This window comes from Nonomuraea glycinis (assembly GCF_014646515.1).
Classification (GTDB): Bacteria; Actinomycetota; Actinomycetes; order Streptosporangiales; family Streptosporangiaceae; genus Nonomuraea; species Nonomuraea glycinis.
In genome coordinates this window covers 395,098-413,764 of the sequence record NZ_BMNK01000001.1, presented here as the reverse complement: position 1 = coordinate 413,764, position 18,667 = coordinate 395,098, and the positions used below count along the sequence as shown (strand labels likewise).

18 protein-coding genes are annotated in these 18,667 nt (G+C 71.4%); 9 read left to right on the top strand and 9 right to left on the bottom strand.

The genetic code is table 11. The annotated features are described in order from the left end of the window. Positions 1-62: 62 nt before the first annotated feature. Entirely contained in the window at positions 63-1,061 is a 999-nt protein-coding gene (locus IEY87_RS01890) for a DNA topoisomerase IB (RefSeq protein WP_225276832.1), read from the bottom strand. A gap of 55 nt (positions 1,062-1,116) precedes the next feature. Here IEY87_RS01890 and IEY87_RS01885 point away from each other — a divergent pair, with 55 nt between their 5' ends. The 3 genes from IEY87_RS01885 (at position 1,117) to IEY87_RS01875 (ending at position 4,392) form a co-directional block, all read left to right on the top strand. After that, a complete protein-coding gene (locus IEY87_RS01885) occupies positions 1,117-1,371 on the top strand; it encodes a hypothetical protein (RefSeq protein WP_189136693.1) in 255 nt (84 codons plus the stop codon). A gap of 5 nt (positions 1,372-1,376) precedes the next feature. Further along, entirely contained in the window at positions 1,377-2,393 is a 1,017-nt protein-coding gene (locus tag IEY87_RS01880; protein ID WP_189136692.1) for an SDR family oxidoreductase, read from the top strand. Positions 2,394-2,565: 172 nt separating this feature from the next. Then, a complete protein-coding gene (locus IEY87_RS01875) occupies positions 2,566-4,392 on the top strand; it encodes a transketolase (RefSeq protein ID WP_189136691.1) in 1,827 nt (608 codons plus the stop codon). 9 nt (positions 4,393-4,401) lie between these two features. On the opposite strand, the gene IEY87_RS01870 is transcribed toward IEY87_RS01875, so the two are convergent. Further along, positions 4,402-4,788: a ChaB family protein gene (locus tag IEY87_RS01870; protein WP_189136690.1), complete on the bottom strand. Its 387-nt coding sequence runs from the start codon at positions 4,786-4,788 to the stop codon at positions 4,402-4,404. Positions 4,789-4,845: 57 nt separating this feature from the next. Further along, positions 4,846-5,127 carry a hypothetical protein gene (locus tag IEY87_RS01865; RefSeq protein WP_189136689.1) on the bottom strand — a complete coding sequence of 94 codons (282 nt, stop codon included), beginning with the start codon at positions 5,125-5,127 and terminating at the stop codon, positions 4,846-4,848. A gap of 37 nt (positions 5,128-5,164) precedes the next feature. On the opposite strand from IEY87_RS01865, the gene IEY87_RS01860 reads away from it, so the two are divergent. From IEY87_RS01860 to IEY87_RS01850, 3 genes are all read left to right on the top strand, one after another. Beyond that, on the top strand, positions 5,165-5,659 hold the full coding sequence (locus tag IEY87_RS01860) for a shikimate kinase (protein WP_225276833.1): 495 nt from the start codon (positions 5,165-5,167) through the stop codon (positions 5,657-5,659). Then, on the top strand, positions 5,656-6,213 hold the full coding sequence (locus IEY87_RS01855) for a GNAT family N-acetyltransferase (protein ID WP_225276834.1): 558 nt from the start codon (positions 5,656-5,658) through the stop codon (positions 6,211-6,213). The genes IEY87_RS01860 and IEY87_RS01855 overlap by 4 nt, the downstream gene beginning before the upstream one ends. Positions 6,214-6,309: 96 nt before the next feature. After that, positions 6,310-8,559 (top strand): serine/threonine-protein kinase, encoded by a 2,250-nt coding sequence (locus IEY87_RS01850; protein ID WP_189136687.1) that lies wholly within the window; start codon positions 6,310-6,312, stop codon positions 8,557-8,559. On the opposite strand, the gene IEY87_RS01845 is transcribed toward IEY87_RS01850, so the two are convergent. Next, positions 8,560-9,456, bottom strand: coding sequence for a hypothetical protein (locus IEY87_RS01845; protein ID WP_189136686.1), 897 nt, complete (start codon positions 9,454-9,456; stop codon positions 8,560-8,562). 121 nt (positions 9,457-9,577) lie between these two features. Between IEY87_RS01845 and IEY87_RS01840 the strand changes: the two genes are divergently transcribed. The 3 genes from IEY87_RS01840 to IEY87_RS01830 are packed head-to-tail and all read left to right on the top strand — an operon-like array spanning position 9,578 to position 11,987. Next, positions 9,578-10,702, top strand: a complete 1,125-nt coding sequence (locus IEY87_RS01840) for a winged helix DNA-binding domain-containing protein (protein ID WP_189136685.1) — start codon at positions 9,578-9,580, stop codon at positions 10,700-10,702. Between the two features lie 9 nt (positions 10,703-10,711). Beyond that, positions 10,712-11,677 (top strand): sugar kinase, encoded by a 966-nt coding sequence (locus IEY87_RS01835; RefSeq protein ID WP_189136684.1) that lies wholly within the window; start codon positions 10,712-10,714, stop codon positions 11,675-11,677. A 52-nt stretch (positions 11,678-11,729) separates the two neighbouring features. Next, complete coding sequence (locus IEY87_RS01830) at positions 11,730-11,987, top strand: DUF1876 domain-containing protein (protein WP_189136683.1); 258 nt, start codon at positions 11,730-11,732, stop codon at positions 11,985-11,987. Between the two features lie 160 nt (positions 11,988-12,147). Here IEY87_RS01830 and IEY87_RS01825 read toward each other — a convergent pair whose 3' ends face one another. The 5 genes from IEY87_RS01825 to IEY87_RS01805 are packed head-to-tail and all read right to left on the bottom strand — an operon-like array spanning position 12,148 to position 18,572. Then, entirely contained in the window at positions 12,148-13,071 is a 924-nt protein-coding gene (locus IEY87_RS01825; protein WP_189136682.1) for a dihydrodipicolinate synthase family protein, read from the bottom strand. Further along, on the bottom strand, positions 13,068-14,057 hold the full coding sequence (locus IEY87_RS01820) for an ABC transporter ATP-binding protein (protein ID WP_189136681.1): 990 nt from the start codon (positions 14,055-14,057) through the stop codon (positions 13,068-13,070). Before IEY87_RS01820 ends, IEY87_RS01825 begins: the two co-directional genes overlap by 4 nt. Further along, on the bottom strand, positions 14,050-16,002 hold the full coding sequence (locus IEY87_RS01815) for a dipeptide/oligopeptide/nickel ABC transporter permease/ATP-binding protein (protein WP_189136680.1): 1,953 nt from the start codon (positions 16,000-16,002) through the stop codon (positions 14,050-14,052). The genes IEY87_RS01820 and IEY87_RS01815 overlap by 8 nt, the downstream gene beginning before the upstream one ends. Next, the gene (locus IEY87_RS01810) at positions 15,999-16,958 is read right to left on the bottom strand and encodes an ABC transporter permease (RefSeq protein WP_189136679.1); all 960 of its coding nucleotides are present in this window, start codon (positions 16,956-16,958) and stop codon (positions 15,999-16,001) included. The genes IEY87_RS01815 and IEY87_RS01810 overlap by 4 nt, the downstream gene beginning before the upstream one ends. Positions 16,959-16,964: 6 nt before the next feature. After that, positions 16,965-18,572, bottom strand: coding sequence for an ABC transporter substrate-binding protein (locus tag IEY87_RS01805; RefSeq protein WP_225276835.1), 1,608 nt, complete (start codon positions 18,570-18,572; stop codon positions 16,965-16,967). Positions 18,573-18,667: the final 95 nt, after the last annotated feature.

Genomic DNA, 18,667 nt, shown 5'->3' with positions numbered 1-18,667 from the left:
CGCATGCCCATCGGCGCTGTGCTCAAACGGCGCGCGGCAGGCGGCGCGGCCATCGAGCCTGGTCAACCGGCGCGCAGCAGGTCGAGGACCGCCCGCTCCACCGTCCCGTGCGTGGCGAGCTGCCCGAAGTCGACGTCGGCGCCCAGCTCGGTCAGCGCGCCGGCGATCGTCCTGCCCCGCTCGTACGCCTCGATCACGCGCGGATCCACGTACGACGCCCGCGCCACGGTCGGGGTGTTGCCCAGATACTCGGCGACCTCGCGCATGACCCGGCTGATCGCCCGTTTCCTGGCGGTCTCCGTGGCCGCCCCCTTGGACACCGCCAGGCCCACGGCGGCCAGGACGGTGGCGTGCCAGGTGCGGAAGTCCTTGGCGGTGAAGTCGCCGACCGTCTCGCGCAGGTAGGCGTTGATGTCGTCGCTGCGCACGTCCGCCCAGGCCGAGCCGTCGCGGTAGCGCAGCAGTTCGCCGTCGGCGCGCAGCGACTTCAGCGACCTGATCACCCGGCACGCCCCCGCGTCGGCCACCTCGATCTCGCGCGGGATGTCGCCCTTGGCCGGGTAGGAGCAGGTGACGATGCCGTTCGAGCAGGTCACGTGCTCCATCCGCAGGGTCGCCAGCCCGTAGGAGTCGTAGCTCTCGCCGCCCACACGGAAGAAGCCGATGTCGAGCAGTCGCGCGGCGGCGGCCAGCACCCGCTGCCGGCTCAGTCCCCGGCCCTTGAGCTGCTCGTCGATGGTCTTCCTGAAGGCGGGCAGCCGCTCGGCCAGCTCCATGACCCGCTCGAACTTCGCCTCGTCCTGCTGCCGGCGCCAGTCGTCGTGGTAGCGGTACTGCCTGCGCCCGGCCGCGTCGGTGCCCACGGCCTGCAGGTGGCCGTCCGGGGAGGCGCAGATCCACACGTCGGTCCAGGCGGGCGGGATCACCAGCGCCTTGATCCGGTCGAGGTCCGCCCGCTCGCGCACCGGGGAGCCGTCCGGGCGGTGGTAGCTGAAGCCGCGCCCGCGACGGCGCCGGACGATGCCCGGCTCGTTCTGGTCACTGGGCTGCAACTCCGGCACGCCCGCCGGGCTACCCGGGACGTTAGGCCGCAAACGGGAAGGGCAGTTGGGGCTCATGACCGAAGACAGGGATTGGGAAGAGACCTCCGACAGGGGGCATGCCATGGTGCCCGCCACGCCGCGCGACGTGGTGCACATCAGGGTGGGGTCGTTCATCCTGGTGTTCCTGTTCGCGCTGGCGGTGCTCGGCATCATCGCCCGCGCGCCGGTGATGACCGGGATCGCCGTCGTCGCGGCCGTGGTGGTCGTCATCGACATCGTGCTCGCCGTACGCCGTCAGAAGGACCGTAACGTCGGAGAGGCGGGGTGAGGCGCATGTCGGCGCATCCCCTCAGCGGGCAGGTGGTCGTCGTCACGGGCGCGAGCGGGGGCGTCGGGCGGGCCGTCGTGCGCGAGCTCGGCGCGCAGGGAGCCAACGTCGCGCTCATCGCCCGTGGCACGACCGGCCTGGGCGCGGCCGCGGTCGACGTGGGCGTCGCGGGCGGGGTCGGGCAGGTCTACGAGGCCGACGTCGCGGACTACGACCAGGTACGGCAGGCGGCCGAACGCATCGAGGCCGAGCTAGGCCCGATCGACGTGTGGATCAACGTGGCGTTCTCCTCGGTGTTCGCCAGGTTCACCGACGTGCGGCCGGAGGAGTTCGAGCGCACCACCGCCGTCACCTACCTCGGCTACGTCTGGGGCACCAAGGTGGCGCTCGACCTGATGCGTCCCCGGGGCCGCGGCACGATCGTCCAGACGGGCTCCGCGCTGTCCTACCGCGGCATCCCCCTGCAGTCGGCGTACTGCGGGGCCAAGCACGCCGTCAAGGGGTTCACCGAGTCGGTCAGGACGGAGCTGCTGGCCGAGCGCAGCGGCGTCCAGATCACCATGGTCCAGCTGCCCGCGGTGAACACGCCGCAGTTCGACTGGGTCCTGTCGAAGCTGCGCCGCCATCCGCAACCGGTGCCGCCCATCTATCAGCCGGAGGTCGCCGCGCGGGGCATCGTCTACGCGGCCGCGCACCCGGAGCGCAAGGAGTACTGGGTCGGCGCCACCACCGCCGCCACACTGCTCGCCCAGCGCGTCGCGCCCGCCCTGGTCGACCGGTATCTCGCCAGGACCGGCATCGAGGCGCAGCAGACCCCCGACAAGCCCGCCGGCGAGGTCTCCAACCTGTGGGAGCCGGCGGACGAGTCGCAGGATTTCGGCGCGCACGGCGGTTTCGACGACCGCAGCCACGCCCGCAGCCCGCAGCTCTGGCTCTCCCAGCATCGCGGGCCGGTCGCGGTGGCGGTCGCGGCCGGCGGTGTGGCGGCGGCCTTGGCGCTCTCCCTCCGCGCCAAGTCCTGACATTTCATAGACAGAGCGTGGTTGAGGCCACCCGTCCATGCGGCGGGTGGCTTCTTCGTACGTGCCGGCCCGCGACCGGCTGCGTGCCGGTCCGCGGAAAGCACGGCCGGGCAGGGGAATTGCGTTAAGCGGGCCGGTGAGGGTAGGCGGCGGAGAACCACAAGGAGGGCTGATGCCTGAACACGATCTCCAGTTTCTGAGCGAGCTGGCCGCGCAGTTGCGCGTCGACTCCGTGCGCGCGTCCGCCGCCGCCGGATCGGGTCATCCGACCTCGTCGATGTCCGCCGCCGATCTGATGGCCGTGCTGTTCTCCTGCCACCTGCACTACGACTTCAGCCGGCCGGACGATCCGGCGAACGACCACCTGATCTTCTCCAAGGGTCACGCCTCGCCCCTGCTGTACTCGTTGTTCAAGGCCGCGGGGGCGATCAGTGACGAGGAGCTGCTGACCTTCCGTCAACACGGCAGCAGGCTGGAAGGTCATCCGAGCACGCGACTGCCCTGGGTGGACGTCGCCACCGGCTCGCTGGGACAGGGCCTGCCGGTGGGCGTGGGCATGGCGATGGCCGGCCGGCTGGAACGCGTGCCGCAGCACGTCTGGGTGCTCAGCGGTGACAGCGAGCTGGCCGAGGGGTCCGTCTGGGAGGCCGCCGAGCACGCCGGCAGCGAAGGGCTGTCGAACATCACGCTCATCGTGGACGTCAACCGGCTCGGCCAGCGCGGCCCCACCCGGCACGGCTGGGACCTGGGGGCGTACGCCCGCCGGTTCGGGGCGTTCGGCTGGCACACGGTCGAGATCGACGGGCACGACCCCGGCCAGATCGACTTCGCGCTGAGCGACGCCCGCAACACCCGCAGGCGGCCCACCGTGATCCTGGCCAAGACCCGCAAGGGCGCGGGCGTGGTCGAGGTCGAGAACCGCGAGGGGGCGCACGGCAAGGCGCTGAAGGAGCCGGAGCAGGCCATAGCGGAGCTGGGCGGGCCACGGAGTCTGACCGTCGAGGTCCGGCGGCCGGCCGGGCGGGCGGAGCCGTACCGGTTCGGGGGCGGCGAGCTCGCGCTGCCCGAGTTCAAGATCGGCGACGAGGTGGCGACCAGGACCGCGTTCGGCGAGGCGCTCGCCGCGCTCGGCACCGCGCGCGGCGACGTGGTGGTGCTCGACGGCGAGGTGGCCGACTCGACGAAGGCCGAGGCGTTCGCGACCGCCCACCCCGAGCGGTTCTTCCAGATGTACATCGCCGAGCAGCAGCTCGTCGCCGCCGCCGTCGGCATGCGGGTGCGCGGCTGGGTCCCCTACGCCGTCACCTTCGCCGCCTTCCTGACCCGCGCGTACGACTTCATCAGGATGGCGGGCGTGAGCCAGTCGCCGATCCGGCTGGTGGGCTCGCACGCGGGCGTGTCGATCGGCGCGGACGGGCCGTCGCAGATGGGGCTGGAGGATCTGGCCATGATGCGGGCCGTCCACGGCGGCATCGTGCTCTACCCGTGCGACGCCAACCAGGCGGCGGCCCTGACCGCCGAGATGGCCGACCTGTCCGGGGTGGCGTACCTGCGCACCACGCGCGGCGCGACGCCGGTGATCTACCCGCCGGGCGAGCGCTTCCCCGTGGGCGGCTCGCGCGTGCTGCGGCACTCCCCGTCCGACCGGGCCACGATCGTGGCCGCCGGGATCACCGTGCACGAGGCGCTGGCCGCGGCAGACCTCCTGGCGAAGGAGGGCATCGGCGTCGGCGTGCTGGACATGTACTCGATCAAGCCCATCGACGCGGCCGCCCTGATGGAGGCCGCGACGACCACGGGCAACCTCATCACCGTGGAGGACCACCGGCCCGAGGGCGGCCTGGGGGACGCGGTGCTGGACGCGGTGAGCGAGCTCGGACCGAGGGTCGTCAAGCTCGCGGTGCGGGGGCTGCCCGGGTCGGCGACACCGGGCGAACAGCTCTCGGACGCCCGCATAGACCGCCACGCGGTGGTCGCGGCGGTCAAGCGGTTGCTGTGAGGGGGCGGGTCAGCGGCGGGCCTCGGCGGTGGCCCGCCGGTTGGCCTTCTTGATGGCGTCCACGAGCTCCTGCTTGGTCATCTTCGACCGGCCGCGGATGTCGAGCTCCGCCGCCACGCCCCGCAGGTGCTCCTTGGTCGCGTTGGCGTTGACGCCCTCCTCGGTCCGGCCCGAACGGTCCTTCGCGCCCTGGTCGGAGGGGCCCTTCTCGGACTTCGGCTCCCAGTGGTCGCCGATCTTCTCGAACGTGTGCTTCAACGCGGCGAAGGCCGTCATGTGGGCGCGCCGCCCTTCGCCGTACTGCTCCACAGCCGAGTCGTGCGCCGCCATCCACGTCTCCCGCGCCTTCTTGGGGGAGCGTCGGACGGTCGTCGGCAGTTCCTGTTCGGCCGGCATGTCAGTTGTCACCTCCTGATTCGCAGCTGGGGTTCACCGCAGGGTTCACAGTGGGGTTCACAGCGGGGGTTCGTCGACGCGCCTACGCTCCTCGTAGACGGTGGTCCTGCGCGTGTCCGGCTCCTCGTAGACCTCGTGGCGGTGGACCGGCTCGTCGATCGGGCCCACGGCCCGGCGCGTCAGGCTGATCCGGTAGAGCCCGAACAGCAGCCCGGCCACGCCACCGAGCATGAGGACCACACCGACGATGTTGATGTCGAGGCCGGCGAGATCGAATTCGACGGCCCAGGTGAGGATCGCACCGAGCATGATGAGGATGATGCTTCCGGCGATGGTCATTTGATTTACCTCCTTGGCACGAGGAACCTCTATCCACATGTGGAAAAACAAACCAATCGTGGTGATCGGCCTGATGGGAAGCGGTAAGACGACCGCAGGGCGCCTGCTGGCCGACGCCCTCGGCCTGCCGTTCAGCGACAGCGACCCCTTTCTGCGGGCCCGTTTCGGCGGGAGCGCGGCCGAGATCGCCGCCGCCGAGGGCGCCGACGTCCTGCACGAGCGCGAGGCCGAGCACGTGCTGGAGGAGCTCGCCGGCGAGCGGAAGGTGATCGCCGCCGCGGCCAGCACCCTGGAGAGCCCGGTGGTACGCGCGGCCATGCGCGGCGCGTTGGTCATCTGGCTCGACGCGGCGGACGAGATCCTGACCGAGCGCATGCGCTCCAGCGATCACCGCCCCGACTTCTCCCCCACCGCCATGCGGGCCCGCCGTGGTCACTTCTTCCAGGAGGTGAGCGACCTCACCTTCGACGTGGGCGTGATGACGCCCGAGGAGGTGCTCAAGGCGGTGCTGCGGGAGCTGGCCGCCGGATGATGTTCGCCGCCAAGCCCACGCTGGTGGGCGAGCTCGTGACCCTGCGGCCGGTCGGCCCCGAGCACGCCGACGGGCTGCACGAGCTGGTCACCGACCCCGAGGTGCGGCGGCTGACCGGCTCGCACGGCGAGATCGCCGCCGAGGCGGGCCGCCGCTGGTACGCCACCAGGGGCGAGCACGACGACCGGCTCGACCTGGCGATCACGGTGGCGGGCGACTATGTGGGCGAGGTGGTGCTCAACGAGCTCGACACCGCCAACCTGTCCTGCAACCTGCGGATCGCGCTGATCGGCGCGCGCGTCTTCGGCAGGGGCTACGGCGGCGAGGCCCTGTCGCTGCTGCTCGACCACGCCTTCGGCACCACGCCGCTGCACCGGATCAGCCTCGACGTCTTCTCCTTCAACGAGCGGGCCAAGCACGTCTACAAGAAGGCGGGGTTCGTGGAGGAGGGGGTGCTCCGCGACGCGCTGCGCTGGGACGGCGAGTGGTACGACTCGGTGATCATGTCGATCCTGCGCTCCGACTGGCAGGCAAGATCCCAGACCCTGCCATAATGATCTTTGTCCATGGGCTCCCCGAGGCGCGCGGGGGGCCTGTGGCGTTCCGAGGTGCCGACAACCAATCCTCCACCACGTGCGTCTAAGCCTTCGATGACACGCTCGATGCCCGGCGACCCCGAGGAGCTTGGCGGCTACTGGCTGGCAGGCCGGCTCGGCACGGGCAGCCGCGGCATCGTCTACGACTCCTACGACGACCAGGGCCGCCGCTTCGCGGTCAGGGTGCCCTGCCGCGACCTCGCGCCGATCCGGCGGGTGGCGCACCGCCATCTGGCCGAGGTGGTCGCGGTCCGCCTCGACGGCCGGGTGCCTTACGTGGTGAGCGAGTTCGCCGACGGCCCCGATCTGCGGCAGGCGGTGAGCCGGCACGGCCCCTACCGCGGCGACGAGCTCGTCACGCTGGCCGTCAACGTGGCCTCCGCGCTGCACGCGCTGCACGCGGACCGGCTCACCCACCACGACCTGAGACCGGACAAGGTGCTGCTGACCCGTTGCGGGCCGAAGGTGATCGGCGTGGGCGGGCCGGGCGCGGTCGGCGGCACCCGCACCTACCTGGCGCCCGAGGTCTTCATGGGGCAGCCCGCGGGCGCGGCGGCCGACGTGTTCGCGTGGGGCGGCCTGGTGCTGTACGCGGCCACCGGCGAGGACCCGTTCCACGGGGAGAGCCTCGGCGAGGTCATGCACCGCCTGCTGACCGTCGATCCCGACGTGAGCATGCTCCCCGAGGCGCTGCGCGACCTGGTCGCGCGGGCCCTCGCCAAGGACCCGTCGGAGCGCCCCCTGGCCCGCGAGCTGCTGGTGGAGACGGCGCTTGAGCTGCCCGCGCCGGACGGGCCCGCCGGTCCGCGCCCGCTCGGCGAGGTGGCCGAGGAGGTCTACGCCACGCTGTCGTTACCGCAGCGGCTGGAGCTGCCGGGGCTGCTGCTCGCCCTGATGACCGGCCCCGCCCCGCGCGACGAGCACGGGACGCTGGCCCGCCTCACCGAGGCGGGTCTGCTGGTACGGCCCAGCGTCCGGGTTCCCCCGGTCCAGAGCGAGCTGGGCACGCTGGTGGCCGTCAACGGCGACGGCGTGGTGCCGGTGAGCGCCGCGCTCTACAAGGCCTGGCCGAGGCTGCGCGCCTGGGTGGCCGACGAGCGCACGGGCCGCGCCCGTCGTCCCGTGCGCCGCGCGGCACGCCGGTGGGCGGGAGTGCCCGCCGTGGCGCTGCTGGCCGCCGGGGTCGCGGTGGCCGTGAGCGTGTCCGTCGTCACGGTGCGGGGCGCCATGAGCCCGGTCGAGGTGGTGAGCCAGGCCAACGCCCGGGTGGTGGCGGCCCGCGCCGAGTCCCTGCGCACCGCGGACCCGCAGGCGGCGATGCGGCTGAGCGTCGCGGCCTGGAAGCTGGCGCCGGTGGTCGAGGCCCGCGAGGCGTTGCAGGCGTCGCTGTCCCAGCCGGAGCTGCGCGTGTTCACCGACCCGGCCGCGAGCTTCCCGACGAGCTACCGGCTGATCGGCGACAAGCTGATCAGGTGGGCCGGTGGCGCGGTCACGCACTGGGACGTCCCGAGCAGACGACTGCTGGCGATGTACCCGACGCCGTCCGGCACGGCGGCGCTGAGCGCCGACGGCCGCTACGCCGAGACGGCCGCCGGCCGCCGGGTGGCGGTCTCGGGCGGGCTCCCCGCGGCGGAGGCGACCTTCACGATCACCAACGGTGACCGTACCTCGCTGTACGCCCGGAACCGGCCGGTGTTCGAAGTGGTCGGCGGCCAGGTGGCGCTGTCCGCCGACGGGCGCAGGGCCGCCGTGTCGAGCCAGGACGGCCGGGTGGAGCTGTGGGACGTGCCCGGCCGGGCCGTCAGCAGCACCGTCCAGGTCCCCCCGCGGACGGACGGCGCTGCCCCGGCCCTCACGTTCAGCCCCGACGGGCGGCTACTGGCCGTCGCGGGCGCCAAGCCCTCGCTCATCGGCGAGTCCGGCTCCCGCGCCCACACCCTTCCCGGATCGGACGCCGGCCCGCTGGGCGCCCCCGCCTTCAGCCCCGACAGCCGTCTGCTGGCCATCCCCTCGGAGGAGGGCGTGCGCCTGTGGCGGGTGGCCGACCGGCGGCTGCTCGCGACGCTCGCGCCGCACACCCCCGGTCACCACTATGTCTTCTCCGGCGACGGCCGGACCCTGCACTACCTGACCGGTCACGGCTCGGTCGTCTCGCTGGACGTCTCCGCAACCGTCGCGTCGCCGGGCATCCCCGTGGACCCGGCGCTCGCCGTACGGGAGGTCTGTGCGCGGGCGGGCGGGGCGCTCAGCGAGGCCGAGTGGCGCAGGCTGATCCCCGAGGCCGGCTACCAGGAGATGTGCTGATCACTTGTTGGCGTAGCCGCAGTCCTCGACCTTTTCGGTGCCGCCCTCGCTGAAGTCGGGGTCCAGCACGATGTTGGTGAGGATGGTGGCCTCGATCGGGCGGCGGACCGTGGCCATCTTGCCGCAGTCATAGAAGGTGTACGACCCGCCGTCCTGGCCGAGCACCAGCCAGCGGTCGTCGGGGGTGAGCACCTTGCCGTCGCCGTCGGACACGGCGGCCCACTGGTTGGGGAACCCGGCGAGCATGAGCACGATGTTGCTGTCGCCGTTCTTGTACACGTCCTCCGCGCCCTCGGTCATCCAGCCGACCAGCACGAACCCCATCCCGATGCCCACCAGGGCGCTGATGAGCACGCGCATGCCGGCCCGGCCGGAGGGCTGCCTGCGCAGCAGCCGGTACGGGATCAGGTAGCCGAAGAGTGCGACCACCGCGATGGTGACCAGCACGGGCGTCCCGGTGACGCCGAGCATGGTCAGCAGACCCCAGTAGGCGACGCCGGACAGCAGGGCGCCGACGGTGGCGGCCAGCCACGGCCGCTCACGTCCCCGGTCCAGCATCCGGCCGGCCCAGCCACGAGTGATCACGTTGAGCAGCCAGCCGACGCCGACCACCATGCCGGCCAGCGGCAGGAGGATCAGGAAGAGCAGGATCAGGGTGGCGATCAGGCGGCCCAGGAGGGTGGACTGATCGATCCCGGCCTGCTCAGGGGTGATGCCGAAGGTGTCATAGACGCTCTGGAAGCCCAGGTAGAGCAGGGCGTACAGGCCCACGGCCACCGGCACCACGACGGTGCCGAGTCTTTCGAAGATTTCGAGGACGCTGCCCCGCTCCTTAGGAGCCTGGACCTGCGGTTCCTCCGCTTTTGCCTCGATAGGCGGTAATGTCTGAGAACTCATGAGACCTAAGAGTGCACTGCGCATGATGTGCCTCGCTCGGTGATTGAAAAATCAATCATCACGACCAGGAAACAATTATCGCGGCACGAGATGTGCCGCGATCGCCCCTACGTTGGACGGCATGAACCCCCTCCTCACCCGCAGGGAACTGAACAGAGCGACTCTTGACCGGCAGTTTCTCCTGAGCCGCACCGATCTTCCCATCGCCGAGGTGGTCGAACAGGTCGGCGGCCTCCAGGCGCAGACCCCGCACACCTGGTACACCGGCCTGTGGAACCGGATCGCCGGCTTCCGGGCCGCGGACGCCGCCAAGCTGCTGGAGTCGCGCGCCCTGGTCCGCATCGCATTGCAGCGCTCGACCATCCACCTGGTCACCGCGCGCGACTGCCTGGCGATGCGGCCGCTGCTGCAGGTGGTCACCGAGCGGATGACCAGGACCACCTTCGTCAGAAAGCTCGACGGCGTCGACCTCGACGAGCTCGCGGCCCACGGGCGGTCGCTGCTGGAGGCCGAGCCGATGACCTTCGCCGCACTCGGCAGGGCGCTGGCCGAGCGCCGGCCCGGCAACGACCCGCACGCGCTGGGCCAGGTGGTGCGCTGGCTGGTGCCGCTGGTGCAGGTGCCGCCGCGCGGCCTGTGGGGCAGGAGCGGGCCGATCGCGCACACCAGCGCCGAGTCGTGGCTCGGGTTCGACATGCCGCCGATGACCGCCGAGGAGCTGGTCATCCGCTATCTGTCGGCGTTCGGCCCGTCGTCGGTCATGGACGTGCAGACCTGGTCGGGCCTGACGCGGCTCGCCGAGGTGGTGGAGTCCATGGACCTGCTCCGGTTCCGCGACGAGTCCGGCCGCACCTTGTACGACCTTCCCCACCTTGTACGACCTTCAGCCGAAATTTCGGCACCTGTGCGATTGATGTATGACTTCGACAACCTTTTCCTGTCACATGCCGACCGGACGAGGGTCATCACCGAGGCCGGTTTCGCCGCGCTGCGGGGCTTCATGGGCACCAACGTGATGCCCCGCGTCATCCTCGTCGACGGCTTCACCGCCGGGGACTGGACCGTGGCCCGCGCCAAAGGCGCCTCCACGCTGACCATCCACCAGTGGGAGCCGATCGCCGACCTGGAGGCGGTGGCCGAGGAGGGCCGCCGGCTGCTGAGTTTCCTCGCCCCCGGCGACGAGCACGAGATCGCCGTCCTCGACGGCCCCTCCACCTCGAACCTGCGCCCCCGCGAAGATGGGTAGTTCCCCGGGATGACCGATCTGGTGACCTTCGGCGAGACGATGGCGCTGTTCGCCGCCCGGCGCACCGGGCCGCTGCGCTTCGCCCGTGACTTCGACCTGGGCCTGGGCGGCGCCGAGTCGAACGTCGCCATTGGCGTGGCCCGGCTCGGCCACGCCGTCCGCTGGATCGGCCGGGTGGGCGCGGACGAGTTCGGCGACCTGATCCGCTCGACGCTCGCGGGCGAGGGCGTGGACGTGCGCGCCCTCCCCGACGAGGCGGCCACCGGCCTGATGATCAAGGGCAGGCGGACGGCCGACCACATCGACGTCACCTACTACCGCCAGGGCAGCGCCGGCTCCCGCCTCACCCCGGCCGACCTGGACCCCGAGCTCATCCGGGACGCCCGGGTGCTGCATCTCACGGCGATCACCCCCGCGCTGTCCGCCTCCTGCCGGGAGAGCGTGCGGCACGCGGTGACCGTGGCCCGCGCCGCCGGTGTCACCGTTTCCCTGGACATCAACTACCGCAGGGCGTTGTGGCCGCCCGACGAGGCCGGCGCCTGGCTACGCGAGATGATCGGCCAGGTGGACGTGCTGTTCGCCACCGAGGCGGAGGGCAGGCTGATCACCGCCGCCGGCCCCGGGCCGGTCGGCGGCGGGACGGAACCCGCCGAGCTGGCGCGGGCGCTGGGTGCGTTCGGGCCGCGGCATGTGCTGGTCAAGCTGGGCTCCCAGGGCGCGATCGAGTGGTCCGGCGGACGCCTGCTCCGCGCGGAGCCGTACCAGGTGACCGAGGTCGACCCGGTGGGGGCCGGGGACGGGTTCGCGGCCGGGTGGCTGGCCGACTGGCTGGCCGGCGCCACCCCCGAGCGGCGGCTGGAGACGGCGTGCGCGGCGGGGGCGTTCGCGGTGACGTCCCAGGGCGACTGGGAGTCGCTGCCCCGGCGCGACGACCTGCGCCTGCTCGGGCGGGACGGCGACGGTGTCAGCCGTTAGGACGTTACCCCGCTGGACTATGGGAAAGGCTTGCAGGAGGGAGGTGGGGACTATGGAGTACAAGCAGTGGAACGTGCAGATCTGGATCAGCGAGGACGACGACGACGCCGTCACCACCGCCACGGCGGTGCTGTTCACCGCTGAGGGCAAGCGGCACGAGAGCGTGGCCCACGCTCGTCGCAACCCGGACGACCCGCCCGTGCCCGGCATCGGGGACGAACTGGCCGTCGGGCGGGCGCTGTCCAAGCTCGGCGCGAAGCTGATGGAGGAAGGCGCCCAGGAGGTGTCCGAACTCGCCGGACAGCACTGACGGGGCACACGAAGGCGACCGGCCCACAACGGGCCGGCCGCTGTCCCGCCCACAACAGACCCGGCCCACAACGGACCCGGCCTACGACAAGACCGGCCTACAGCAGGACCGGCCTACATCAGGACCGGTCCGCAGAAGGACCGGTCCACAGCAGGACCGCCTACAGCAGGCCCGCCGCCGCCAGGTGTTTGCCGATCCGGCCGATCTCGTCGTCGTTCAGCGGGGTCTGCGGCATCGCCGTGGCCGGGTGGTCGATGATGCCGCGCAGGTGCAGCGCCGCCTTGAACGCGCCGAGCCCGGCGGAGCTGCCGCCCATCCGGGAGCCGCCGACGTGCACGATCTCGAAGAGCCTGACCAGGCGCTCCTGCTCCCGCCTGGCGGCCTCCCAGTCGCCCCGCGACGCTGACCTGACGAGATTCACGTACCCGTGCGGGTCCACGTTGCCCAGGCCGGGCACCACGCCGTCGGCGCCCATCCACAGCGCCGCGTCCACGGTCACCTCCGACCCGGTCAGCACGCTGAACGGCGCCTCGCGGCGCAGGATCACCTGGCGCATCCCGCCGTCGTCGCCGCTGGAGTCCTTCACCCCGGCCAGCACCCCCTCGGCCGCCAGCTCCAGCAGCAGCTCGGCGGACAACTTGGTGTGTACGGAGACCGGCAGGTCATAGGCGTACAGCGGCACCCCGCCACCGGCGGCGATGGCCCGGAAATGGGTGCGGATCTCGGCCGGGTGGGTGCGCGTGTAGAACGGCGCCGTCGCCACCAGGCCGGACGCCCCGGCCGCGACCGCGACCCGCGCGTGCGCGAGCACCCGCGGCGCGGTCATGTCGATCACCCCGGCCAGCACCGGCACCTGCCCGCCCACATGGCCGATCACGGTGTCCAGCACCACCTTGCGCTGCGCGTCGGTCAGGTAGGCCACCTCCGAGGAGGACCCGAGCACGAACAGCGCGTCCACCCCGCCCGCCACCAGGTGGTCGACCAGTCGGGCCAGCGAGCCGGCGTCCACCTCCCCTTCGGGGGTCAACGGGGTGCACACCGGGGGGATCACACCGCTCAGCGTGGGGGTTACAGCCGTCGTCATGCGCGCTCCTGGATCAGTTGCAGGTCTGTGGCTCCCGCCGCCACCGGGTGGTGGCAGTGGTAGAGGTGCTCGTCGTCGGTGCCGGCCTCGGGCCAGGAGGCGCCGCACACGTCGTCGGCCCGCCAGCACCGGGTGCGGAACGGGCAGCCGCTGGGCGGCCTGGTCGCCGACGGGACCGTGCCGACCAGCGGGATCGGGTTGATCGGCGAGAGCAGGCCGGGGGTGGCGGAGAAGAGCGCCCGGGTGTACGGGTGCCGCGCCCCCAGGGGCAGGGCCTCGGCGGGCGTCTGCTCGACGATCCTGCCGAGGTACATGGTGATGACCCGGTCGCTCATCCTGCGGACGGTCTGGATGTCGTGCGAGACGAACACCAGCGCCAGCCCGAGCCGTTCCTTCAGATCGAGCAGCAGGTTGAGGATCTGGGCCCGCACCGACACGTCCAGCGCGCTGGTCGGCTCGTCGGCGATGAGCAGCTCGGGCTCCAGCGCGAGCGCCCTGGCCACGGCCACCCGCTGACGCTGGCCGCCGGAGAGCTGGCTGGGCAACGCGTCGGCGGCGCTGGCGGGCAGGCCGACGAGGTCGAGCAGCTCGCGTACCCGGGCGTCCCGCTGGGCGGGGGTGCCGCGCCGGTGCACGTTGAGCGGGTCGCGCAGGACCTGGCTGATCGGCAGGCGCCGGTTCAGCGCCGTGGACGGATCCTGGAAGATCATCCCGACGCTGGAGCCGATCGCCGCCCGCCGCTCGCTCTCCTTCAGCGCCCACAGGTCCCGGCCCCGGAAGGACACCGTCCCGGACGTGGGCGGCTGCAGCCCGACGAGCACCTTGGCCAGCGTGGACTTGCCGCAACCGGACTCCCCCACGACGCCGACCGTCTCACCGGCGCCGATGATCATGTTCGCGCTGGTCAGCGCGTAGACGCGGTCGCGGGAGAAGATCCCGCCCGAGCGCGCCTTGTGCACCACGTGCACGTCCGTCAGCTCAAGCATGCTGCTCACTCCCCCGCGTCTCCTGGGTCTGGTCAAGGAGCACCGCCGGATGGTGGCAGGCCACCGCGTGCAGGCGGGCGTCGCCGTCCAGCGCCGGGGTGTCGGTACGGCACACCGCCGTGGCCATCGGGCACCGGTCGGCGAACCGGCAGCCCGCCGGGAAGTCCGCCGGTGACGGCACCACCCCGCGGATCTGGGTGAGCCGCTCGGCCCCCGACTCCAGCGACAGCACCGAGCCCAGCAGCCCCCGGGCGTAGTGGTGGGCCGGCGCGCCGACCAGGGCCGCGGTGGTCCCGGTCTCCACGATCTGCCCGCCGTACATGACCACCACGCGGTCGGTGACGTCGGCGACCAGCGCGAGATCGTGCGAGACGAGGATGAGCGCGAAGCCCAGCTCCTCGCGCAGCCGGAGCAGCAGCTCGATGACCTGCGCCTGGACGGTCACGTCGAGGGCGGTGGTGGGCTCGTCGGCGACGATCAGCTTGGGCTCGCGGGACAGCGCCATCGCGATCAGCACCCGCTGCCGCTGCCCGCCGGACAGCTCGTGCGGGTAGGAGGTGAGCGTGCGGCGCGCGTCCAGGCCGACCAGGTCCAGCAGCTCGGCCGGAGTGCGCCGGCCGCCCCGGCGGGTGACCTGCTTCAGCTGGGCCTTGATGGTCATGGCCGGGTTCAGGGAGGAGAGCGCGTCCTGGTAGATCATCGCCATGTCATGGCCGAGCAGCTTCCTGCGCGCCTTGCGGGGCAGGGTGAGCAGCTGCTCACCGGCGAAGGTGATGTCGCCGGTGACGCGGGCGTTGCCCGGCTGCAGGCCCATGACCGTCAGCGCGGTCAGCGACTTGCCGCAGCCGGACTCGCCGACCAGGCCGAGCACCTCGCCCGGCCGGACGTCGAAGCTGATGCCGTCGACGATGTCCACCCCGGCGTCGAACCCGATTCGCAGGTTCGCCACCGACAGGATCGGCGGCCCCTGCGGCAGTGGGCGGGCCCGCTCGGCCAGCCTGCGGGCGGCCTCGGCCAGGCCCGGCAGCTCGGTGATCTCGCCGGTGCCCGGCTCGGCCCGCTCGAAGGCGTCGTCGGCCTTGGGGACCGGGCGCCGGGCGGCCGGGGCGGCCCACGCGTCGGAGATGCCCTCGGACAGGATGTTCAGCGCGAGCACCGTGACCAGGATGAGCAGGCCGGGGAAGACCGTGCCCCACCAGCCGCCGAGCAGCACCAGGTTCTTGCCGTCGGCGATGACGCTGCCCCAGGACGGGTCCGGGGGGCGCACGCCCGCGCCGATGAACGACAGCGACGCCTCGAACACGATCGCGTCGGCCACCATCACCGTGCAGAAGACCAGCACCGGGGCCGCGCAGTTGATCGCGACGTGCTTGACGAGGATGTGCGGGGTGCGGGCGCCGATGACGCGCTCGGCCGCCACGTAGTCCTCGCCGTACTGGGCCAGCACGTTCGCCCGCACCACCCGGGCCACCGACGGCATGTAGAGGAAGGCCATGGCCATGACCAGCACCGTGATGCTGCCGCCGAACACGGCCACCAGCACCGCGGCCAGCGCGATCCCGGGGAAGGCCATGATCACGTCGAGCAGCCGCATGATCGTCTCGTCGACGGCCTTGCGGGAGGTGGCCGCGACCGCGCCGATGATCGCCCCGGTCACCAGGGCCAGACCGGTCGCGCCGAGGCCGATGATCAGCGACCAGCGGGCGCCGTACAGCAGCCTGGAGAAGATGTCGCGGTTGGCGCTGTCGAGCCCCATCCAATGCTCGGCGGACGGGCCGCCGCCGAGCGAGTTCTGGAAGTACGGCGAGTGCGGCGCGAGGAGCGGCGCGAACAGCGCCGCCAGCACGACGACCAGCACGATGCCGACCGCCAGCCACGACAGCGGCGGCAGCCTCCTGAACGTCATGCCCGGCCGGGCCAGGCGCTCTGTCAGTCCTCGTCTCATGCGGCACTCCTGAGCCGGGGGTTGACCAGCAGGTAGAGGACGTCGACCGCGAGGTTGACGACCATGAAGCCGACCGCGATCGTCAGCACCACGCCCTGCACGACGGCGGGATCGCCGTCGCGCACCGCGTTGATCATGAGCTGGCCCATGCCGGGCAGGCCGTAGATGGTCTCGATGACCACGGTGCCGCCGATCAGGTAGCCGATCCGCAGGCCGAGCACGGTCAGCGGGTTGATCAGCGCGTTGCGCAGCACGTTGCGGCCGACCACCACGATCGGCGGCAGGCCGCTGCCGATCGCGGTGCGCACGTAGTCGCGGTCGAGCTCCTCCACCATCGAGGTCCGGATGATCCGGATGAGCTGGGCGGCGATCGGCAGCGACAGCGACAGGGCGGGCAGCGTCATGGAGCGCAGCCAGCCGGGGAAGGAGTCCGCCGGGTTGATGTAACCGCCCGTCGGGAACAGGCCCTCACCCACCGCCAGCCACTGGATCATCAGCAGCGCCAGCCAGAACGACGGCGCCGCCACCCCGATCAGCGACACCATGCGGATCACCTGGTCCGGCCAGCGGTCCCGGAACAGCGCGCCGGCGACGCCGAACACCAGCGACAGCACGACGGCCACGGCCAGGCCGAGGAAGGTGAGCTGGAGCGTCAGCGGCAGCGCCGTCATGATCGACTCGATCACCGGCTTCTTGGTCAGCACGCTGGTGCCCATGTCGCCCTGCAGGAGGTCGCCGACGAAGCGCAGGTAGCGCAGCGGCAGCGGGTCCAGCAGGCCGTTCTCGACCTGGAACCGGTGGATCTGCTCGGCGGTCGGGTTGGCGCCCTGGAAGTAGGCGTACTCCGGCTTGCTGTTGGAGAAGCGCATCACGACGAAGACGAACGCGATGACGCCGAGCACGAGCGGGACCAGGATGAGGACCCGCCGCAGCAGCATTCTGGCGATGAGGACCATGGCGACTCAGGTGCGCTTGGCTTGGAGCACGTTGATGCCCGGGTAGGCCTGGGCCCGCACGCCGGAGATCTTCTTCGGGTCCCAGGCGGTCATCAGCTCGGTGTGCACGACCGGGTAGAGGACGGCCTGCTCAGCGATCACGTCCAGATATTTCTGGACCTTGGTGGTCTTGGCTGCCTTGTCCGGCTCCTGGGTGGCCTCGTCCATCAGCTTGAACAGGGCCTTGGCATCCTTGCTGCCGTCGAAGTGGGCGTACTTCATCCACAGGCCGCCCTCGACGAAGTTGTAGCGAAGGATCAGGTCGGCGTCCATGCCGAACTGGTTGGGGTTCGAGGCCGCCGCGACCACCTGATAGTCCTGGAACTGGTCCATCTTGGTGAACAGCGCGGCGGTGTCCTGCGGCTCCAGCGTGGTCTTGACGCCGATGGCCTCCCAGGAGGCGGCGATGGTCGGCAGGCAGTCGGCGAGCCAGCTCACGTTCACCGCCATCAGGTTGACCGTCAGGTTGTCGGCCCCGGCCTCCTTGAGCAGCGCCTTGGCCTTGTCCGGGTCGTAGTCGTAGACGACCGAGGCCCGCTTGTGGTCGGGGTGTCCCTCGTTGAGGAAGGAGCTGGAGGCGGTGCCGTGGCCCTTGAGCGCCACGTCGATCATCTTCTGCTTGTCGATCGCGTAGTGCAGCGCCTGCCGCACCCGGACGTCGTCGAACGGCTTGGTCGCGGTGTTGAACATCAGGAACATGTGGTTCATGCCCGCGCCGCCCTCGACCGTGAGCCCCTGCTGCTTGAGCTGGTCCACGTTGGCGTACGGGATGTTGTCGGCGATCTGCGCCTCGGCCGAGCCGCCGGAGATCTTGGCGACCCGCGCCGCCGCGTCCACGATCGTCAGCCAGTTCATCTTCTGAACCGTGGCCGGGCGCGGCCCGTTGTAGTCCGCGAACGCCTCGAAGGCGGTGTTGGACTTGGGGTTGTGCTGGACCAGCTTGTACGGTCCCGAGCCGACGGCCTTGCCGCCCTTGGCCTGGTCCCACGCGCCCTGCTGGCCGAAGACGTGCTTGGGCATGATCTTGGCGATGGTCAGCCTCGGCGCCGCGTCCGGGAAGGCGTACTTGAAGGTGAGTTCGACCGTGCGGTCGTCGACCTTCTTGACCTCCCGCAGCCAGGACCGGAAGAAGTTGCCCACCAGCACGTTGGCCTCGGGGTCGAGGATCCGCTCGAAGGTGAAGACCACGTCGTCGGCGGTGACCGGCTTGCCGTCGTGCCACTTGGCGCCCTCGCGGAGGGTGAACGTCCAGGCGGTGGCGTTCGGATCCGTGGGCAGGGCCGTCGCGAGCGCGGCGTAGGGCTCCCGGGTGATCGGGTCGGTGTCGAGCAGGCCCTCGTAGATGTGGTTGATGCCGGCCATGGCGAAGGCCGAGGCCGTCTGCGTCGGGTCCCAGCTCTGGTCGTTGCCGTAGCCGATGACGGCGGTGATCAGGTCCTTGTTCGATCCGGCGCCGACGGAGCCGGTCGAGGCCGGGCCTCCGCTGCAGGCGGCGAGCGTGGACGCGATGATCGCGGCCGCGCCTGTCGCACCGCTGTAACGCAGGAAGTCGCGGCGGCTGAACTCAGAGCTCACGGATGCCTCCCGGGGGGTTGGTGCAGTATTGCTACCTGCGATAGGCCGCTCGGGGCGGCTATCGTAGAACGTGGGACATCCCATGTCCTATGTTG